At 55.5% G+C, this 17,288-nt stretch carries 20 protein-coding genes and 1 riboswitch; of the genes, 14 read left to right on the top strand and 6 right to left on the bottom strand.

The features are described 5' to 3' along the window. Nucleotide 1 precedes the first annotated feature (1 nt). A complete protein-coding gene (locus ACRESJ_RS10270) occupies nt 2–505 on the top strand; it encodes an arsinothricin resistance N-acetyltransferase ArsN1 family A (protein WP_431757806.1) in 504 nt (167 codons plus the stop codon). 15 nt (nt 506–520) lie between these two features. Continuing rightward, on the top strand, nt 521–1,870 hold the full coding sequence (locus tag ACRESJ_RS10275) for an NAD(P)-binding domain-containing protein (protein ID WP_431757807.1): 1,350 nt from the start codon (nt 521–523) through the stop codon (nt 1,868–1,870). A 38-nt stretch (nt 1,871–1,908) separates the two neighbouring features. On the opposite strand, the gene ACRESJ_RS10280 is transcribed toward ACRESJ_RS10275, so the two are convergent. The 3 genes from ACRESJ_RS10280 to ACRESJ_RS10290 form a co-directional block, all read right to left on the bottom strand. Beyond that, a complete protein-coding gene (locus ACRESJ_RS10280) occupies nt 1,909–2,892 on the bottom strand; it encodes an arsenic resistance protein (RefSeq protein ID WP_314382869.1) in 984 nt (327 codons plus the stop codon). Between the two features lie 95 nt (nt 2,893–2,987). Continuing rightward, nucleotides 2,988–3,599, bottom strand: a complete 612-nt coding sequence (locus tag ACRESJ_RS10285) for a redoxin domain-containing protein (protein ID WP_314382867.1) — start codon at nt 3,597–3,599, stop codon at nt 2,988–2,990. Nucleotides 3,600–3,615: 16 nt separating this feature from the next. Further along, nucleotides 3,616–5,781: a protein-disulfide reductase DsbD family protein gene (locus tag ACRESJ_RS10290; RefSeq protein WP_431757808.1), complete on the bottom strand. Its 2,166-nt coding sequence runs from the start codon at nt 5,779–5,781 to the stop codon at nt 3,616–3,618. 385 nt (nt 5,782–6,166) lie between these two features. Here ACRESJ_RS10290 and ACRESJ_RS10295 point away from each other — a divergent pair, with 385 nt between their 5' ends. Continuing rightward, entirely contained in the window at nt 6,167–6,601 is a 435-nt protein-coding gene (locus ACRESJ_RS10295) for a MerR family transcriptional regulator (protein ID WP_390898742.1), read from the top strand. 122 nt (nt 6,602–6,723) lie between these two features. Here the strand turns inward: ACRESJ_RS10295 and ACRESJ_RS10300 are convergent, their stop codons facing one another. Together ACRESJ_RS10300 and ACRESJ_RS10305 are read right to left on the bottom strand one after the other, a co-directional pair. Further along, on the bottom strand, nt 6,724–7,809 hold the full coding sequence (locus ACRESJ_RS10300; RefSeq protein ID WP_431757809.1) for a flavin-containing monooxygenase: 1,086 nt from the start codon (nt 7,807–7,809) through the stop codon (nt 6,724–6,726). 36 nt (nt 7,810–7,845) lie between these two features. Beyond that, entirely contained in the window at nt 7,846–8,193 is a 348-nt protein-coding gene (locus ACRESJ_RS10305) for an ArsR/SmtB family transcription factor (protein WP_314382861.1), read from the bottom strand. A gap of 350 nt (nt 8,194–8,543) precedes the next feature. Here ACRESJ_RS10305 and ACRESJ_RS10310 point away from each other — a divergent pair, with 350 nt between their 5' ends. Genes ACRESJ_RS10310 through arsJ form a run of 8 tightly spaced genes read left to right on the top strand, consistent with a single transcriptional unit; the run spans nt 8,544 to nt 14,444 of the window. Further along, a complete protein-coding gene (locus tag ACRESJ_RS10310) occupies nt 8,544–8,957 on the top strand; it encodes an arsenate reductase ArsC (RefSeq protein WP_431757810.1) in 414 nt (137 codons plus the stop codon). 7 nt (nt 8,958–8,964) lie between these two features. Then, a complete protein-coding gene (locus ACRESJ_RS10315; RefSeq protein WP_314382860.1) occupies nt 8,965–9,321 on the top strand; it encodes a metalloregulator ArsR/SmtB family transcription factor in 357 nt (118 codons plus the stop codon). A 45-nt stretch (nt 9,322–9,366) separates the two neighbouring features. After that, nucleotides 9,367–9,837 carry an arsenate reductase ArsC gene (locus ACRESJ_RS10320; RefSeq protein WP_314382859.1) on the top strand — a complete coding sequence of 157 codons (471 nt, stop codon included), beginning with the start codon at nt 9,367–9,369 and terminating at the stop codon, nt 9,835–9,837. A gap of 16 nt (nt 9,838–9,853) precedes the next feature. Continuing rightward, nucleotides 9,854–10,915, top strand: a complete 1,062-nt coding sequence (arsB, locus tag ACRESJ_RS10325) for an ACR3 family arsenite efflux transporter (protein ID WP_431757811.1) — start codon at nt 9,854–9,856, stop codon at nt 10,913–10,915. Nucleotides 10,916–10,919: 4 nt separating this feature from the next. Next, nucleotides 10,920–11,636 carry an arsenical resistance protein ArsH gene (gene arsH / locus ACRESJ_RS10330; protein WP_028621207.1) on the top strand — a complete coding sequence of 239 codons (717 nt, stop codon included), beginning with the start codon at nt 10,920–10,922 and terminating at the stop codon, nt 11,634–11,636. 13 nt (nt 11,637–11,649) lie between these two features. Next, nucleotides 11,650–12,156, top strand: coding sequence for a cyclin-dependent kinase inhibitor 3 family protein (locus ACRESJ_RS10335; RefSeq protein WP_314382855.1), 507 nt, complete (start codon nt 11,650–11,652; stop codon nt 12,154–12,156). A gap of 35 nt (nt 12,157–12,191) precedes the next feature. Further along, nucleotides 12,192–13,196, top strand: a complete 1,005-nt coding sequence (locus tag ACRESJ_RS10340) for an ArsJ-associated glyceraldehyde-3-phosphate dehydrogenase (protein WP_431757812.1) — start codon at nt 12,192–12,194, stop codon at nt 13,194–13,196. Nucleotides 13,197–13,208: 12 nt separating this feature from the next. After that, complete coding sequence (arsJ, locus tag ACRESJ_RS10345; RefSeq protein ID WP_431757813.1) at nt 13,209–14,444, top strand: organoarsenical effux MFS transporter ArsJ; 1,236 nt, start codon at nt 13,209–13,211, stop codon at nt 14,442–14,444. Between the two features lie 62 nt (nt 14,445–14,506). Here arsJ and ACRESJ_RS10350 read toward each other — a convergent pair whose 3' ends face one another. Further along, nucleotides 14,507–15,583: an ArsO family NAD(P)H-dependent flavin-containing monooxygenase gene (locus ACRESJ_RS10350; RefSeq protein ID WP_431757814.1), complete on the bottom strand. Its 1,077-nt coding sequence runs from the start codon at nt 15,581–15,583 to the stop codon at nt 14,507–14,509. 181 nt (nt 15,584–15,764) lie between these two features. Then, nucleotides 15,765–15,826, top strand: a riboswitch (Fluoride riboswitch). A gap of 144 nt (nt 15,827–15,970) precedes the next feature. On the opposite strand from ACRESJ_RS10350, the gene crcB reads away from it, so the two are divergent. From crcB to ppa, 3 genes are read left to right on the top strand one after another with little or no spacing between them, the layout of a single operon-like run. Beyond that, nucleotides 15,971–16,354 carry a fluoride efflux transporter CrcB gene (crcB, locus tag ACRESJ_RS10355; protein ID WP_431757815.1) on the top strand — a complete coding sequence of 128 codons (384 nt, stop codon included), beginning with the start codon at nt 15,971–15,973 and terminating at the stop codon, nt 16,352–16,354. Nucleotides 16,355–16,364: 10 nt separating this feature from the next. Further along, on the top strand, nt 16,365–16,688 hold the full coding sequence (locus ACRESJ_RS10360) for a DUF190 domain-containing protein (protein ID WP_431757816.1): 324 nt from the start codon (nt 16,365–16,367) through the stop codon (nt 16,686–16,688). Nucleotides 16,689–16,723: 35 nt separating this feature from the next. Continuing rightward, entirely contained in the window at nt 16,724–17,254 is a 531-nt protein-coding gene (gene ppa, locus ACRESJ_RS10365) for an inorganic diphosphatase (RefSeq protein ID WP_431757817.1), read from the top strand. The last annotated feature ends 34 nt before the right edge of the window (nt 17,255–17,288 follow it).

Genomic DNA, 17,288 nt, shown 5'->3' on the forward strand with positions numbered 1-17,288 from the left:
TATGCGCATTCGATTCGCTGAAGTCGGGGATGCTGCGTCAATAGCTGACATCTACAACCAGGGTATCGAGGAGAGAAGCTCCACATTTGAGACGATGCCACGCAGGCCAGAGGACATGCTTGAGCGCATTGCCTTAATGGATCACTACCCGACCCTGGTCATGGTCAACGATACGGATGAAGTGGTCGCGTGGGCAGGATTGAGTAGTTACCGTTCTCGCGCCTGCTACGACGGTATCGCAGATTTTTCGATCTATCTGGATCGGAGCATTCGTGGCCAGGGGTTAGGAAGAGTCTTGCTTCAATCGCTACTGGACGAGGCCCAGGCTCGAGGATTTTGGAAGGTGCTTTCTCGTATCTTCACCTTTAATGCGGCCAGCTTGGCGTTGTGCCGTTCGTGTGGATTTCGGGAGGTGGGTGTGTACGAAAAACACGCTTGCCTTGAAGGCCAGTGGCTCGATTGTGTAATCGTCGAGCACCTAATTCCTGCTAATCAACCGTACTAAAGCGAGGAGTCAGTCATGGACAGTAAACTTCCTATTGCGATCATTGGCGCCGGCCCCGTAGGGTTGGCTGCTGCCTGCCATCTCATCGCGAGAGGGGGGACTCCCTTGATCTTCGAGGCAGGGCCCAGTGCAGGGGCAAGCATCGAAAACTGGGCACACGTGCGGATGTTCTCTCCATGGGGGTTCAACATCGACAAGCAGGCTGCCTCGTTGCTCACGGCCCAAGGATGGGAAGCGCCCGCTGAGGACGTTTATCCCACAGGGCGTGAACTGCTGGATGACTACGTATATCCACTTGCAGCACTGCCATCCGTGAATAGGTATCTATGCCTGAACACCGAAGTCCTGGCGGTGACTCGGTTCGGCCAGGATGTCATGAAGACGAAGAACCGTACAGCCGCATCCTTTTTGCTGCGGGTCAGGACTCCAGAGGGCGAAAAGGATGTGCTCGCCAGTGCTGTCATAGATGCATCCGGCACCTTCCGCTCGCCAAATTGGATGGGAGCACATGGTATTCCTGCGTTGGGCGAGAAGGATTTGGCTGAACGTATCGCCTATGGCATTCCCGAAGTGCTTCATAGGGAACGCCAACGGTATGCAAATCGGCGTGTCATGGTGATAGGCAGTGGGCACTCTGCGTTCAACGTCTTGCAAGACTTGGCCCGGCTTGCCCTCCAGGAGCCTGGCACGAAGATTTTCTGGGTGATTCGCGGCTCTTCTTTGGATCGCATATTGGGCGGAGGGGCAAACGACAAATTGGAGGAGCGAGGGAAACTCGGGCAGACGGTTCGCCAGCTGTTGAATGATGGGGCCATTGAGCTATTCACCAGCATCGCCATCGACAGGGTTGTTGCAACTGACGATGGCATCGTTGTTGAGGCGGGCGGTCAAGCCCTTCCCATGGTGGATGAGGTCGTAGTCGCAACGGGTTTCCGACCTGAATTGGGACTACTTGCCGAACTGCGCTTGGCGCTAGATTCAGCGACTCAAAGCCCCATTCATCTTGCTCCGCTGATTGATCCGAATGAGCATAGTTGCGGCACTGTTCGCCCACATGGTGCCGTCGAGCTGGCTCACCCTGATGAAGGGATTTTCATCGTAGGAATGAAGAGCTATGGCCGTGCCCCGACTTTCCTGCTCCTGACAGGCTATGAGCAGGTGCGTTCGGTGGTAGCGGCGCTAGCCGGTGATTGGGATGCGGCCAAGCGAGTTGAATTGGTCTTGCCAGAGACAGGTGTGTGCAGCACGCAGTTTGATGATTCTGAGTGCTGCGACCGAGCGGCAAGCCCTGGCTGCTGCGAGCCAAGTTGTTGTACCGATGCAGCTAAGGTTGCCGAAGTTGCAAAGGGTTCCTGCTGCTCGTAGCTATGTGCAAATCTACATGCACGCAGCTGATGTACTTACTAACTCATCGATGCAACCTGCGATTTGTCACGCCAGACGAGGGCCGGAATTGCGCGGATGTAGATCAGCTCACCAACCAGCTCGACTAGCGTCTGGGTGATTACCGCAGCCGCCGCAAGGCCTCGAATTTCTTCAGGCAATGCCAAGGCCAGTGGGAGAACGACCAAAGAGTTACGCGTTGACGAGCTGAAAGTGACCGCCCTGGCTGCTGTGGCAGGCAGCTTGAAAGCTCTCGAAGCCAAAGCACCCACCAACGGTGCCATCATCATGAATCCGATATACACAGGGATGACCGGAGCAAGTTTGTCGATATCGCGAATGACCGAGGAAATTTGAGAACCGACCACCGCGATCAGAACCGCTGCCATTGCTGGGACGGGTAGCCAAGCCCAGACGGCGTTCCAACCGCTGACGATTGTCGACTTTTTGGCCAGTGCTGCTGTAACCACGGCCAACAACAACGGCGCGACAATCAGCACGAGAAAGGCTTCAACAAAAGGGCCTATCGAAATCACGACTTCGGATTGTCCACCCAACATGAAGGCCAGATACACAGGCAGCAGTACAAGTTGAAGCAGCAGTAAAATGGGTGTGGCCGCAAGGATTCCACGAGAGTCGCCCTTGCCAATATGCGTAAAGACCACCACGTAGTCGATGCAGGGTGTCAGCAATACCAGGAGAGCACCGACAAGGATCGCCGGGTGATCCGTGAGTCCTCGGGTGAGCCCCCAAACCAACAGCGGAATCAACACGAAGTTAGCGATCAGCAGGGCTGACATGAAGCGTTTGTTGCTCAGCCCTTCGCGCAGATCAAGAAAGGGAATCTGTAGGAACATCGCGTACATCAGCACGGCGATGGTTGGAGTCACCAAAGCGTTCAGCCCCTGAGCGGCGACAGGCGCCATGAACCCACCGATTGCTGCGGCAATGACCGCGACGAAATAGATCGGTATCTGGTTCTGTTCAAGTGCATCCCTATCCATAGCGCTCCCCTCGGGTATCAAAAAGGCCGTCAGCCTAAGCAAGCGCAGCTCGTCCGTCGAGTTGTGCGTGTATTTCTAATGCTGTGCGAAGACCATCACAGATATTTAACGGAACAACCATAAGGTTGTGTTGAAGAAATACTGACCGGCTTATCGGCCAAGCTTTCATCCAAAGCCGTTTTCACGAAGTTTTTCGCGTTTTTTACGTCCTCGATGTTCGTGCTGCGCTTGTCATCAATAGCACCCGCATACACCACCATGCCGGCAGGGCTTACCACAAACATGTGAGGGGTCGTTTTAGCGCCATAAAGCTTGGCCAAGCTGCTGTCTGAATCCATCAACAAGGCGGATGGGGCTGCTTTCATCTCGGTTTCCCAAGCGTTCATCTCTGAACCTGGACGGTAAGAAGAGCTTCCTGCCTCTGCGGTGTTGACTGACAACCACACCACGCCTTTTGCGCGGTATTCGCTTTGTAAGGCCTGCATGTTGCCGCTGCGATAGTGCTTTTGGGTAAAGGGGCAAACGGGATTCATCCACTCCAGAACCACGTACTTCCCTTTGTAGTCTGCCAGTGAGACAGAAGTGCCGTTGCTGTCCGTGGCGGTGAAGTTCGGAGCGGCTTGCCCTACGACTGCCGCTGCGCTCGCCACGTTCGCCCAGAGCGATACAAGCAGTAATGTCATTGATGCGACGATGGACGTTTTCATGTCGGGTTTTCCTCAGTTAATGAGTGCCCAGAATGGGCTTTGATGACTCGTTACCAGGTGACACGGGAGAAGCAAGTGCAGCCTTCACCAGTGATTTAGTCAGCAACTCTGGCAGTATTTCTGGCGATTGGCCTGGACGGAGAATGAGATACACCGGGACACCTGAACGGCCATAGCGCGCCAGCGCACGGGTGATTTCTAGGTCACGATTTGTCCAGTCGGCCCGCATTCTGACCACGCCGCTTTGCTCGAAGGCATGCTCGATTTCATCGGAATTCAGCACGAGCTTTTTGTTGACTTGGCAGGTCACGCACCAGGCAGCGGTAAAGTCGACAAATACGGTCTTTCCATCGCTCAGTCGCTGCTCAACCTTGGCTTGCGAGTATGCCTCCCACTTACCAGCTTGGGGTGTTAACCCGGAGGTCGCGGAGCCGGCGATATTGGTCATCGGTATCAGGACGCTTAACGCAAAAACCCACGAAATTGTTTTACCCAACCTAGAGGGAAACCTGCCGAAAAACCATAGACCAAGACCAATTAACCAGAGTGCCAAAAGAAGGTCGATCAACGGGCTTACGCCAGCCTGGACGCCCAGCACCCAGGCGAGCCATATGACGGTTGCAAGCAGCGGAAAGGCTAGAAATTGACGTAGCTGCACCATCCATGGCCCTGGTCGCGGCAACCATTTCCTGATGCCAGAAAACCACGCCAGAAAAAAATACGGCAAGGCCATACCGAGGCCCAGCGAGGTGAAGACTGCCAATGAAGTCCACCCCGGCTGGGTCACCGCATAACCGAGCGCCACCGCCATGAAAGGGCCTGTACAGGGCGAGGCAACCGCAACTGCGAGCACACCGGAGAAAAATGCACTGACGTCTGGGTGACGAGGGCTGATGGATGCAAGAGGGCTCGGCACCAGGCTGCCCATCTCGAAGACACCCAAAAGGTTGAGCGAAAGCACAAAAAACAACAACGCAAGGCTGGCGACTATTACCGGCGATTGAAGCTGAAAGCCCCATCCGAATTCATGCCCAGCGGATCGTAATCCCATCAGCACAATCGCAAGTAACCAGAACGAAATGACGACGCCGATGGAGTAGAACAGGCCATTTCGACGCGATTTGTCAGCATCTGCTTCGCGAGCAAATGCGAACACTTTCATCGAGAGGATCGGAAAGACGCAAGGCATCAGGTTGAGCAGTATCCCACCTGAAAAAGCCAGCAACACCGCAGCAATCAACCCCAGTTGAGTGCTTGTATCGATGGCCGTGTCCGGCTTGGCAGCTTCTGCACCCTGGACTGGAATATCGATTTCCAGCGCCTCTGGTGAGGCCGTGCCATTTTCCGTCACCACAATGCCGCGAAGTCTCACCAGGGGAGCAACTGGCTGAACTGCACGTGTGATGGAGAGCTGATAGCCAGCGCCATCGTGTGACAAGGTCTGAGCCGCGCTCGGTTCGATCACACCTTCATCATAAGGAAAAAAACTGACGCTCTGAGGGAAGGATTGCCCCTGTGGAGGCACGATAGAAAGGGTACTACCGGCACTCGTCGATACCGCAGCAAAGCTCCAGTCATCCGCCTTTTTTGGCAACAGGGTTCGCAGCTTCTCGAAGCCCTGAACGGCCTCGGGATTGGCGATTGGAGAAGTGCCCGGCAATCCGACTGGCAGGGTTAGTGTCAGCAGCCCCTCTTCAGGGATGCAGACGTCATAGCAAACCAGCCACTCTACGTGACCACTCAGCGTGACCGACGGTTTGGCAAAGTCAGGTGGCACGGTGATGTCACTAATGAGCCAGGTTTCACCTTCATAACCAAAGTTCATTAGTGGGCCAAACGGTAGTCGCTTAGGCGCGGGCCATTGAATCGAGCCCATTTTGATGCCTGCTGGCACGTTCCACTTGATCTGCGTCGGCATGCCGGAATCGCCAGGGGTACGCCAATAGCTGTGCCACTGTGGATGGTGGTTCAATTTCAACGCAATTGACGATGTTTTTCCCGGCGTCAGCTCCTGGTGTTCTGCCACCAACTGCGCACTCATGTGCTCGGTTGTGACTACGTTGCTCGCAGTGGATGCCCATAGCGCGCCCGCGTAGACACCGAGCAACAACGTAATGCATAAGCGTACCAAGTGCTTGTGCAGGGCGATCAAACGCGATGTGCCCACGATATCAGTGACCACTGCACTCCGCTCCTTTGCAAGGCTTTTGCGAATTCGCGCAACGGTTCCATTTGTGGCGGACGTTGCGATATACCAGAGTTCCAACCGATAGGGCCACTAGGGTCAGCGCAAGCCAGAAGTCATTGGTGATTCTGGCTGTTATGGAAACTGCAGGCAGCCCTATCAGCCCATTCATGAGCCCAAGCACCGGTGTGACACAACAGGCCAGGCAACCCAGGCCCACTGCACCGCCTATTCTATTGAGGCTTGCGACCTTCATCATTGAGCATCTCTTTAGGAAAACAAGGCTTGAGCTGATCACCGTGCGCTGGTTATCAAAATCAAGCCGAACCAGAGTAATATCTGTAGCTACTACAGGTTCAAGCGATTTCTTTGGAGAAGCGATATGTGGGGAATCGGCGCCTTGTCGAAGCAGACCGGATGTAACATCGAAACCATCCGGTACTACGAAAAAATTGGCCTGCTACCCGTCGCCAATCGTTCATCTGGAGGACACCGGGTTTACACGGAACAGCACCGAGCGCGACTGCTGTTTATCCGCCAAGGACGGGAGCTTGGATTCCCTCTGGATGAAGTCCGCGAACTGATTAGCCTCTCAGGTGATCAGCAGCGTTCTTGCGGTGAGGCATTGTCTGTGGTCAGAAAGCATCTGGAGTCCGTAGAAGCAAAATTGGCCCGATTGCAAACCATCAGACAAGAATTACTGTCTATGGCCAAGGATTGCCAAAGCTGCTGTCCCGGAACGATGGCACCCGATTGCACCATCGTAGAAGCGCTAGCCGAATCCGGAATCAAAATTAGCTCCAGATGTTGCTCCTGAAAGTGCACCAACCATCATCCGCGCCGACTTAGATCTCGGGTGATTTCACATGGCCGATCAAGGGCAATGCAACGATGTGGTCAGGGTACGGAATTCGCACAGTGTTTTATTGCTTTAGCTGTTCATCGCTGCGCAGCGATCACTTCTTCAGTGTCTGTGGAACGCAGATGGCGTAGCAAATGTGGAAGGATGACTTCAGCGTCAGGCCCTACACCTCTGAGGGTTGCTGAGGCGAAATTGCGCTGCTTTGGTAACCCCATAAAGTACAGGCCCGGGATGTGCAGTGCTCGTCCATCGCGCTGCATCAATCGCCCTCGATCATCCGTCACCGCGAGGTCTTCAAGAAAGGAAATATTTGGGCGGAACCCAGTGGCGAAGACCAGGCAATCAACGGCTTCGTGGTGATCATCCACCCAAACAACTCCGGTTGGGGTTACTTGCCCGAACATCGACCGCTGATTGAAAAGGCCTGACTTCAGCGCCTTTTTGTAAGTGCCGTCATCCAGCACCGGCGTGCTCTGATCATTGAGCCAGCGGGTTCTTTCCAGGCCTGTCCATTTCAGCCAGGCATGGAAATCCGCGCCGAGTAGCTTCTGCGGAAAGAATCGAATCGCCTGGCGTGTGGCGAGCGTAACCTCGGCCCCCTTGGCGAGCTCGTAAGCAATCTGCACTGCTGAGTTCGCCGCCCCAATCACTACGATGCGTTGCCCACTGAACGTTTCCACATTCCGATACTCGGCACTGTGAAGGCGAACTCCTTGGAAGCTTTCGAGCCCAGGAATTTCAGGTGTATAGGGGCGACTGAATGCCCCCGACGCCACGATCAGCGCCCTGGTAAAGAAGCGCTGCCCATTGGCAGCCACTATCTGGAACCCCCCAGCTTCCTGATCCACCTTTATGACCTGTATCCCTGGAAGAATCGGTAACTGGAAGAAGCTGGCGTACTGCTCCAAGTAGCGCACTACTTCATCGCGGGAGGGGTAGCGCCCCGGTTCTCCAGGAAACGGTAGCCCCGGTAGGGAGGAATACGCTGCCGGCGAGAACAGTTCGAGGCTGTCGTAATAGTTACGCCAGTTACCACCTGGTTGCTGCTGCTCATCCAGGATCAGGAAATCGACTCCCTGCTGTTTCAGATGCCAGCCACAGGCCAGTCCTGCCTGCCCAGCGCCTATTACGACAACATCGAATGGGTGATTCATTATGTTCATGTGTGCGCACCTATACACATATTAAGGCAAAAAAAATCAGCGCAATTCGCCTGGGCAGCACAATAAAGCAATGCTTTTGGTGTGATGGAGGATGTCCTCGAGTCGCTTGACGATGGCTGGGCCGTCCACCTCATAGAACATCTGACGCCCCACCTTAGTGGCGCGCACGATCCCGGCGTCCAGCAGCACCTGAAGATGACGAGATACCACCGAACGCTCCTGGGGTAGGTCAGCCGCAATCGCGGTCACATCTGCTCGACCTAATTGCATCACGCGCTTCAGCACCGCGACTCTTGGCGGCTCGCAGAGGGCTTTGAAAAATGTGCCGTCGAGAGACTCAATGGCAGACTCAATGGCTTGAGATCGGTTGGTGGTGACGTTCATGTCGAGAATATATGTGCATGTACATGCACATGTAAAGCGCTGTTTGGAGAATGATACTGCCCCTTTAACAGAGAACAGAGAGGGTCAGTTTGTTCATCGCAAGGTATCTGTTTGGGGTTGAGGTGCGGGAGAGTCTAAACCACCGCTATGACAGATAAATTACCAAATACGGATATACGAGTAATCAGATGTTATGTGGCTGGAGACGTGCCACTGGCTGCGATAAAGCTGAGGTTCATGAACGTAGAGGGCTAGAAGCCGCCTATATTTACAGTCATTGGTCTTACTGCTTTACTGGATATTCGAAAAAACGTATATTCGAAAAACCATATCCAATTCGAGACTTGGCGATGACCGATAAGACCCGCGTGCTGTTTGTTTGTGTGGCTAACGCTGCCCGCTCGCAACTGGCTGAAGCACTTCTGCGGCACACTGACTCCGAACAATTCGACGCCTTCAGTGCAGGTACTGCGCCCGGCGAGATCGATCCCCGCACCTTGGGATCGCTTCAGCTCCTGCGTGTGAGTACCGAAGGGTTGCGCAGCAAGCCTATCGATGAGTTTGCGGGCGAGCGTTTCGATTACGTCATCACCCTATGCGATAAATCATCGCTGGAATGTCATGCCCTCCCAGGCGCCGGAGAGGTGCTGGCCTGGAACTTTGAAGACCCGGTGACCAGCACCAAACACGATGCATTTCGTCACACCCTTCACGAGATCCATGAACGCATCAAGATGTTCGTGTTGGTGAAAACCAAACGTTGAGACCCCTATGGCTGACCATCTGACACCGACCACTGTATTCAAATGCTTGGCTGACGAAACCCGCGTTCGTCTGATGTTGCTCATCACCCGTGAGCAAGAGCTGTGCGTTTGTGAACTGACCTGCGCACTCGATGAGAGCCAACCGAAAATCTCCCGGCACCTGGCGCAACTGCGCAGTTGCGGTTTGCTGGAGGATCGTCGGCAAGGTCAATGGGTGTATTACCGCCTGCACCCCAATCTGCCGGACTGGGTGATTGCCGTACTGAAAACCACACTGGACGCCAACCAGCATTGGCTCAGTCCAGATGCCAAACGCCTCGACGTAATGGGTGATCGCCCACAGCGCCTGGCCGCTTGTTGCTGAGTTAACGCCTGCCCAAGAAACGCTGGGCCATTACGAGATAGCCTGATGAAGATTCTGTTTCTCTGCACTGCTAACAGCTGCCGCAGCATTCTTTGTGAAGCCATGTTCAATCACTTGGCTCCGACGGATATGCACGCCTACAGCGCCGGCAGTCAGCCGAAAGGTGAAGTGCATCCGCTGAGTCTGAAAACGTTGGATAAGGCTGAAATCTCGCCTGCAGGGCTCTACAGCAAATCCAGCGATGTCTACGAGAACCTGGCGCCTGATTTCGTCATTACGGTGTGTGACAAGGCTGCCGGCGAAGCCTGCCCGGTGTTTTTCGGGCCGGCCACCAAGGCCCACTGGGGTTTGGCAGACCCTTCGGAATACCAAGGGACTCAAGAAGAGATCGAGGTGGCTTTCGAAGCCACTCTGGAACAGATCAGAACCCGAATCGAAGCCTTCCTGGCTTTACCGCTCAAGCAGTTAAGTGCCGAACAACTCAAGGCCGAGTTGGCCCTGATCGGCACCTTCTGACACTGGAGACATGACGATGAGTAAAAGCCGTCTTTCTTTTTTGGATCGCTATCTGACGGTCTGGATCTTTCTCGCTATGGCGGTTGGTGTCAGCTTGGGCAGTCTGTTCGAGGGGCTGCCGGCCTGGCTTAACAGCCTTTCGGTGGGTTCGACCAACATCCCGATTGCCATCGGCCTGATTGTGATGATGTATCCGCCGCTGGCTAAGGTCAGGTACGAAGAGCTGCCGGAGGTGTTCAAGGACAAGCGCATTCTGGCCCTTTCGCTGATTCAGAACTGGGTGATCGGCCCAGTGCTGATGTTCGTACTGGCCATCGTGTTTCTCGCTGACAAGCCGGAGTACATGACCGGCCTGATCCTTATCGGTCTGGCGCGCTGCATCGCCATGGTGCTGGTGTGGAATCAGATCGCGGGCGGCAATAACCAATATGTCGCCGGGTTGGTGGCCTTCAACAGCATCTTCCAGATCCTGTTCTTCAGCGTGTATGCATGGATCTTCTTAGGTCTACTACCGCCATTGTTCGGCCTTCAGGGCAGTGTGATTGATACCAACTTTGTCAGCATCGCGGAGTCCGTGCTGATCTATCTGGGCATCCCATTTCTGGCCGGTTTCCTTACGCGCAGGATCCTCATCAGCCGCAAAGGCGAAACCTGGTACAGCCAACGCTTCATTCCACGCATCAGCCCGCTGACGCTGGTCGCGCTGTTGCTGACCATCGTGGCGATGTTCAGCCTCAAGGGCGACATGGTGTTGCAGTTGCCGCTGGATGTGCTGCGTATCGCTATCCCGCTGACCATCTACTTTGTGGTGATGTTTTTCATCAGCTTTTGGATGGGCAAGCTACTCCGCGCTGACTATCCACGCACCACTGCACTGGCCTTTACCGCTGCCAGTAACAACTTCGAACTGGCCATCGCTGTGGCCATTGCCACATTCGGCCTGGCCTCCCCGGTGGCCTTCGCTACTGTGATTGGCCCGCTGGTGGAAGTGCCGGTGTTGATCTCCCTGGTCGGCGTGGCCCTCTGGCTCAAGCGCCGCTGGTTCGATCATCCGAAGGGCGCCCTCGCTCAGGAGTAAATTTATGACTGAAGAAATGATCCCCAACCTCGATGCCGAACTGGTCGACCTGCCGACCCTCGATAAACTCGGCAGTACGCTGTCGGCTACACACAAACCGCGCATCCTGCTGCTCTACGGCTCGACTCGCGAGCGTTCGTTCAGCCGCCTGCTGACCGAAGAAGCTGCGCGCCTGTTGCAGCACTTCGGCGCAGAAACACGCATCTTCAATCCATCTGAGCTGCCGTTGCCAGACGACGTGCCGGACAGCCACCCCAAAGTGCAAGAACTACGCGAACTGGTGCTCTGGTCAGAAGGTCAGGTCTGGTGCTCTCCTGAGCGCCACGGCTCGATGAGCGCGGTGTTCAAGGCGCAGATCGACTGGATTCCGTTGACCATGGGCGCGGTGCGCCCAACCCAGGGTAAGACGCTGGCGGTGATGCAGGTCTGTGGCGGCTCGCAATCCTTCAACGTGGTCAACCAGCTGCGTGTGCTGGGTCGCTGGATGCGTATGTTCACTATTCCCAACCAGTCCTCGGTGCCGAAGGCCTACCTGGAGTTCGATGAAGCCGGGCGCATGAAACCCTCCGCATTCTACGACCGTGTCGTGGACGTAATGGAAGAGCTGGTGAAGTTCACATTGCTGCTGCGCGAACGGCAGGACTATCTGGTCGACCGCTATTCCGAACGTAAGGAGTCGGCGGAAGAACTCTCCAAACGCGTTAATCAACGCTCTATCTAAAGGACGACTGATCGTGCACCAACATCCGTATTCCGTTTTCACCACGACAGCTGTGCAAGGCCAATTGATCTTCACGCCTTGCCCAGGCACGAAAGACGCGTCGGTCGCTGAGGCGCTGGACTCTCTGAAGGAAGCAGGTGCTTCGGCCTTGCTGACGCTGATGCCGGTTGAAGAATTGAGCCAGAACGAAGTCGCAAATCTGCCAGAGCAGTGCCTGCAGCGTGGTATCGAGTGGTTTCATCTGCCCGTGGAGGATGACGAGGCACCTGGTGAGCCGTTTCAGGCTGCCTGGGAGACCAATCGTGAGCGGATCAAGCAATTGCTCATCGAAGGCAAGAATATTGCCATTCACTGCAAGGGCGGTTCGGGCCGTACTGGATTGATTGCAGCGCAACTGTTGATCGAATGCGGAGTGCCGTTCCGTGAGGCGATAAGTGAAGTGCAAGCGCTGCGTCCGCGTGCGATTCAGCACCCTGCACATATCAACTACATCAGCCAATTCGACATCGCGAAGTCGTAATTGCCCGCAGACAGCAGTCCCAAGAGAACAACAGCATGAGCATCAAAGTAGGTATCAATGGTTTCGGTCGCATCGGTCGTCTCGCCCTGCGTGCAGCCTGGGGCTGGCCAGAGTTCGAGTTTGTGCAAATCAACGATCCGGCAGGCGATGCAGTCACCCATGCGCACCTGATCAACTTCGACTCTGTGCATGGCCGTTGGCACAACGAAGCCAGCGCCGAAGGCGATCATGTAGTGATTGGAAGCAAGCGCATCAAGGTCACCGCGAACAAAGCGATTGCCGACACCGACTGGTCGGGTTGCGATCTGGTGATCGAGGCCAGTGGCAAGATGAAGACTGTGGCGGTGCTGCAGGCCTACCTGGATCAGGGCGTTAAGCGTGTGGTGGTCTGTGCGCCGGTCAAGGAGCAAGGCGCCTTGAATGTTGTGATGGGCGTTAACCAGCACCTGTTCGACCCGGCGCAGCACCGCATAGTGACCGCTGCCTCCTGCACCACCAATTGCCTGGCCCCAGTGGTCAAAGTGATCCACGAGAACCTGGGTATACGCCACGGCTCGATCACCACGATTCACGACCTGACCAACACCCAGAGCATCCTCGATCAGCCGCACAAGGATCTGCGCCGCGCCCGCGCTTCAGGCATGAGTCTGATCCCGACCAGCACCGGCTCGGCCACCGCCATTGCGGAAATCTTCCCCGAACTGCGTGGCCGTCTGAATGGCCACGCGGTGCGCGTACCGCTGGCCAACGCCTCGCTCACCGACTGTGTGTTCGAAGTGGAGCGCGCCACCTCGGTGGATGAAGTTAATGCGTTGCTCAAGGCTGCGGCAGAAGGCCCGCTGAAAAATATCCTCGGCTATGAAGTACGCCCACTGGTGTCCATCGACTACCGCACTGACCCGCGCTCATCGATCATCGATGCACTGTCGACGATGGTGATCAATGGCACTCAAGTGAAGATCTACGCCTGGTACGACAATGAGTGGGGTTACGCCAACCGCGCTGTTGAGTTGGCCAAACTGGTCGGTTTGGCCGATTAACAGGGAGCGATCATGAACGCGTTGTCAGCCCTTTCCCCGCAAGTGCGCCAGTACCTGTTAGTGACCGGCAATTACTGGGCTTTTACTCTCACCGACGGCGCCTTGCGCATGTTGGTGGTATTGCACTTCCATGCGTTGGGCTACAGCCCGCTACAAATTGCGTTCCTGTTCCTGTTCTACGAAATCTTCGGTGTCATCACCAATTTGGTCGGCGGCTACCTCGGTGCCCGCCTGGGTCTCAATCGCACCATGAACATTGGTTTGGGACTCCAGGTGGCGGCCTTGTTGATGCTGACTGTGCCCGCTGCCTGGCTGACCATCCCTTGGGTGATGGGGGCCCAGGCGCTGTCGGGTATTGCCAAAGACCTCAACAAGATGAGCGCGAAGAGCTCCATCAAGCTGCTCGTGCCCGACAACCAGCAAGGCACCCTTTACCAGTGGGTGGCAATTCTCACCGGCTCGAAGAACGCACTTAAAGGCGTAGGTTTCTTCCTGGGCGGTGCGCTGCTGGCATTGCTGGGCTTTACGGTTGCCGTGCTGGCGATGGCCGCGACTCTGGCGTTGATCTGGATAGCCAGTCTGTTCCTGTTGAAGAAGGATTTGGGCAAAGCCAAGGCCAAACCGAAGTTTCGCGACATTCTCTCCAAGAGCCGGGCGATCAATATCCTCTCGGCGGCGCGAATGTTCCTCTTTGGTGCCCGCGATGTCTGGTTTGTGGTGGCGTTGCCGGTCTACCTGAGTAGCGTGTTCGGCTGGGACTTCTGGAAGGTCGGTGGCTTCCTGGCGGCCTGGGTTATCGGCTACGGCATTGTCCAGTCCTTGGCCCCTAACATCACCGGAAAGAAGCGCGGCCACGTCCCAGATGGGTGGGCTGCCTTCGTTTGGGCGGCATTGCTGGCGGGTCTGCCTGCGGCAATCGCCCTCGGTCTCTCGGCGGGGTGGTCGCCTCACGTTGTGCTTCTAGGCGGGTTGATGGTGTTCGGCGCGCTGTTCGCGGTGAACTCTTCTCTGCACAGCTATCTCATCGTCTCGTATGCCAAAGAAGACGGGGTATCGCTGGACGTGGGTTTCTACTACATGTCCAACGCCCTGGGCCGACTGCTCGGCACCGTGCTGTCCGGCTGGATTTATCAGAGTTACGGATTGGAGACTTGCTTGTGGGTTTCCTCGGTCTTCGTGCTGCTGGCCGCTGTAATTTCTATCGCCTTACCCAGGCATGCCGAGGCGACTTTAAACCGTCAGATATGACGGAGTGATTCTCTGCGCGCTGCGCGCCGTGGGGTATATACCAAGGCCGGCTGCAGTCTGCTTCAGGCGGACTGATCGGCGAGAAAGGCCACGATCTCACTGACTGTGCTCCGTGCAGTTCGTGTTACGCCGATCAGCGTGGCGGAAGCCGAACCTGTCCACTCGCCGTAACCGACCAGCCACAGCCTTGGCTCTTCGGTAGAGTGGGTGCCTTCGACCTCAACGCGGCCCTCAGTGTTAATCACCCCCAGCGTATCCAAATGCTGAAGGGCTGGCCTGAATCCGGTACACCAGATCACCACATCCACGGCAGATTCAGATCCATCGGCCCAAATCACGCCATCGCGAGTGAAACGTTCAAAAGGGCGTACAGATTCGAGAGCTGCACGCTCACGGGCTTCTACAACTGGCGGCACCATTACAATGTCCCCCAACCCGCCGACGGGCCGGTCAATGACACGCCCTTCCTGCTGAGCTTTCAAGCGCTGAGTGGCACGCTCGAATAGTACCCGTCCATCCACTTCGTCAGGCAAAAACACCGGTTCAGTAGGGGTTACCCAAGTGGTCTCGGCGACTTTGGACACCTCGGCCAGAATTTGTGCCCCTGAATTACCGCCACCCACCACCAAAACCTTCTTGCCAGCAAACGCTTGTGCGTCGACATAGTTCGCGGAGTGCAATTGCCGACCGGCGAATAACTCGGCATCAGGGTAGCGAGGGATATACGGATTGCTCCAGGTGCCGGTAGCGCTGACCACAACCTTGGCATCCCAATACTTGTCGGCAGAGCGTACTCGTAAGCCAGATTCTGTACGTTCCACAGAAGCGACCCGAACTGGACGCTCAACCGGAAATTGGTAGCGCTGCTCATATTGGTTGAGGTAGTCGACCACATGATTTCGTGTGGGGTAACCATCTTGCGCGGGCGGCATCATCCAACCGGGGATCGAACTCCAGGTGGACGGGGAGAATAAACGCAGCGAGTTCCAGCCATGCCGCCAGGCACCACCGGGCTCTTCCTCCGCATCCAGGATAACGAATGAAAGTTGAGTTCGACGTAGGAAATACGCTACCGCCAAGGCTGACTGCCCCCCACCGATAATGACTACATCTAGCTGGCCACTGAACGAACGAGTCATGGGGAAACCTTAGGTTGGTGCTGGGCGGTAGCCAGTATAGCGAGTCAGGTTTGAATCCAACTGATCTAGCTCATGTGTTGAGGATTTTGTTCGACATCGATTGAACGCTTCGAATGACTGCTTACAGTTTCGGATTCTCGACCTCATAGCAGCTTGAATGTTTGACCGCCGCTGCTTTAGGATGAAAGCAGGAGATGGCATTCCTCCTTTAACCGCCTTTGTGCTGATGATGCCTACGTGAACCCTGGACAGGGTGCGTAGGTGTGCCTCCCTGTCCCCCCCAATTTAGGACAGGATCGTGAATTCAAACCTCATATCAGCTCTCTATCGCAATCTGCGGTTATCAGCACCTCCTCGGCTCTACCAGCCCAGAGGAGAATTGCAGCCATGCTGAAATCACTATTAGTTATCGCCATCGGCGCATCACTTGGTGCTTGGTTGCGTTGGTTCCTGGGCATGAAGCTTAACGCGCTGTTCCCGACAATTCCCCCAGGCACTGTGGTGGCGAACATGGTCGGGGGGTACATCATTGGCCTAGCCATCGCATTTTTGGCCGCATCTCCCTCCTTAAGCCCCGAATGGCGCCTGCTGATCATCACGGGTTTCTGTGGGGGACTTACCACCTTTTCCACCTTTTCAGCCGAAACAGTTGCCCTAATCCAAGAAGGGAGATTGCTGTGGGCACTTGGCTCGATTTCGTTGCACGTCGTGGGTTCGTTGGCGATGACGGCTGCCGGGCTTCTGTCCTTTCAAATGATTGGCACGCGTTGAGGAGATGAAAATGAAAGGTTTTCTGGTGATTTTCTTTACCCAACAGAACCGTCGTTATCAGGGAAAGATGCTGGGCGACTGGATCGTTGATTTAGCCAAGGAAATGGAGCTGCGTGGCGCGACCCTTTCTACAGGTATCGAGGGCTATGGGCATACTGGTCGGTTGCACTCCTCGCATTTTTTTGAACTGGCGGATCAGCCGACCGAAATTCGCATGGCTATCACCGAGGACGAATCCGAAAGGTTGTTCAAGCGATTGGAGCTTGAGGACATCTCCGTGTTTTACATAAAGACCCCAATCGAAATGGGCACCGTCGGCAAAAAGGCCAACTAGCCTCACCCCCTCATTCGAACCCTCGAGATATGAATATGAGCTATGCGGATATCCCTGCTGGAAACGCCATCCCCGATGCCTTTTTCACCGTTATCGAGATTCCTGCAAATCACTCGCCGATTAAGTACGAGGTCGACAAGCCAAGCGGACAAATTTTCGTCGACCGCTTCCTCAGCACCCCGATGTTCTATCCGGCCAACTACGGGTTTATCCCGAATACGCTGAGCGACGATGGTGATCCGCTGGACGTCCTGGTGGTTTGCCCTTATCCCGTGTCACCTGGCGTTGTCATTCGCAGCCGCCCGGTTGGTGTGATGTACATGACGGACGAAGCTGGTGCGGATGCCAAGGTGATCGCAGTACCTCATGACAAGCTGAGCTCTATGTACAGCAACGTGAAGGAGTGCTCTGACCTCCCTGCATTGCTGCTCGCACAGATCCAGCACTTCTTCGAAAACTACAAGGCATTGGAGCCGGGTAAGTGGGTGAAGATGGGCCGCTGGGGTAGTGCAGATGAAGCGCGGGAAGAGATTTGCAAATCGGTAGCTGCGTACGTTCCAAAATAGAAAGCGAGCCAGCCTACAGCGCTGAGGTGGGGAT

The sequence above is a fragment of the Pseudomonas sp. genome (assembly GCF_050739655.1).
Classification (GTDB): Bacteria; Pseudomonadota; Gammaproteobacteria; order Pseudomonadales; family Pseudomonadaceae; genus Aquipseudomonas.

Excerpts from the sequence above, each read along its gene's own strand:
- ACRESJ_RS10270 (WP_431757806.1), top strand. The coding sequence starts at position 2 with ATGCGCATTCGATTCGCTGAAGTCGGGGATGCTGCGTCAATAGCTGAC.
- crcB (WP_431757815.1), top strand. The coding sequence starts at position 15,971 with ATGCTGAAATCACTATTAGTTATCGCCATCGGCGCATCACTTGGTGCT.
- arsH (WP_028621207.1), top strand. The coding sequence starts at position 10,920 with ATGACTGAAGAAATGATCCCCAACCTCGATGCCGAACTGGTCGACCTG.
- ACRESJ_RS10305 (WP_314382861.1), bottom strand. The coding sequence starts at position 8,193 with ATGAACGTCACCACCAACCGATCTCAAGCCATTGAGTCTGCCATTGAG.
- ACRESJ_RS10285 (WP_314382867.1), bottom strand. The coding sequence starts at position 3,599 with ATGAAAACGTCCATCGTCGCATCAATGACATTACTGCTTGTATCGCTC.
- ppa (WP_431757817.1), top strand. The coding sequence starts at position 16,724 with ATGAGCTATGCGGATATCCCTGCTGGAAACGCCATCCCCGATGCCTTT.
- ACRESJ_RS10295 (WP_390898742.1), top strand. The coding sequence starts at position 6,167 with ATGTGGGGAATCGGCGCCTTGTCGAAGCAGACCGGATGTAACATCGAA.
- ACRESJ_RS10300 (WP_431757809.1), bottom strand. The coding sequence starts at position 7,809 with ATGAACATAATGAATCACCCATTCGATGTTGTCGTAATAGGCGCTGGG.
- ACRESJ_RS10350 (WP_431757814.1), bottom strand. The coding sequence starts at position 15,583 with ATGACTCGTTCGTTCAGTGGCCAGCTAGATGTAGTCATTATCGGTGGG.
- ACRESJ_RS10275 (WP_431757807.1), top strand. The coding sequence starts at position 521 with ATGGACAGTAAACTTCCTATTGCGATCATTGGCGCCGGCCCCGTAGGG.
- ACRESJ_RS10320 (WP_314382859.1), top strand. The coding sequence starts at position 9,367 with ATGAAGATTCTGTTTCTCTGCACTGCTAACAGCTGCCGCAGCATTCTT.
- arsJ (WP_431757813.1), top strand. The coding sequence starts at position 13,209 with ATGAACGCGTTGTCAGCCCTTTCCCCGCAAGTGCGCCAGTACCTGTTA.
- ACRESJ_RS10360 (WP_431757816.1), top strand. The coding sequence starts at position 16,365 with ATGAAAGGTTTTCTGGTGATTTTCTTTACCCAACAGAACCGTCGTTAT.
- ACRESJ_RS10280 (WP_314382869.1), bottom strand. The coding sequence starts at position 2,892 with ATGGATAGGGATGCACTTGAACAGAACCAGATACCGATCTATTTCGTC.
- ACRESJ_RS10310 (WP_431757810.1), top strand. The coding sequence starts at position 8,544 with ATGACCGATAAGACCCGCGTGCTGTTTGTTTGTGTGGCTAACGCTGCC.
- arsB (WP_431757811.1), top strand. The coding sequence starts at position 9,854 with ATGAGTAAAAGCCGTCTTTCTTTTTTGGATCGCTATCTGACGGTCTGG.
- ACRESJ_RS10315 (WP_314382860.1), top strand. The coding sequence starts at position 8,965 with ATGGCTGACCATCTGACACCGACCACTGTATTCAAATGCTTGGCTGAC.
- ACRESJ_RS10340 (WP_431757812.1), top strand. The coding sequence starts at position 12,192 with ATGAGCATCAAAGTAGGTATCAATGGTTTCGGTCGCATCGGTCGTCTC.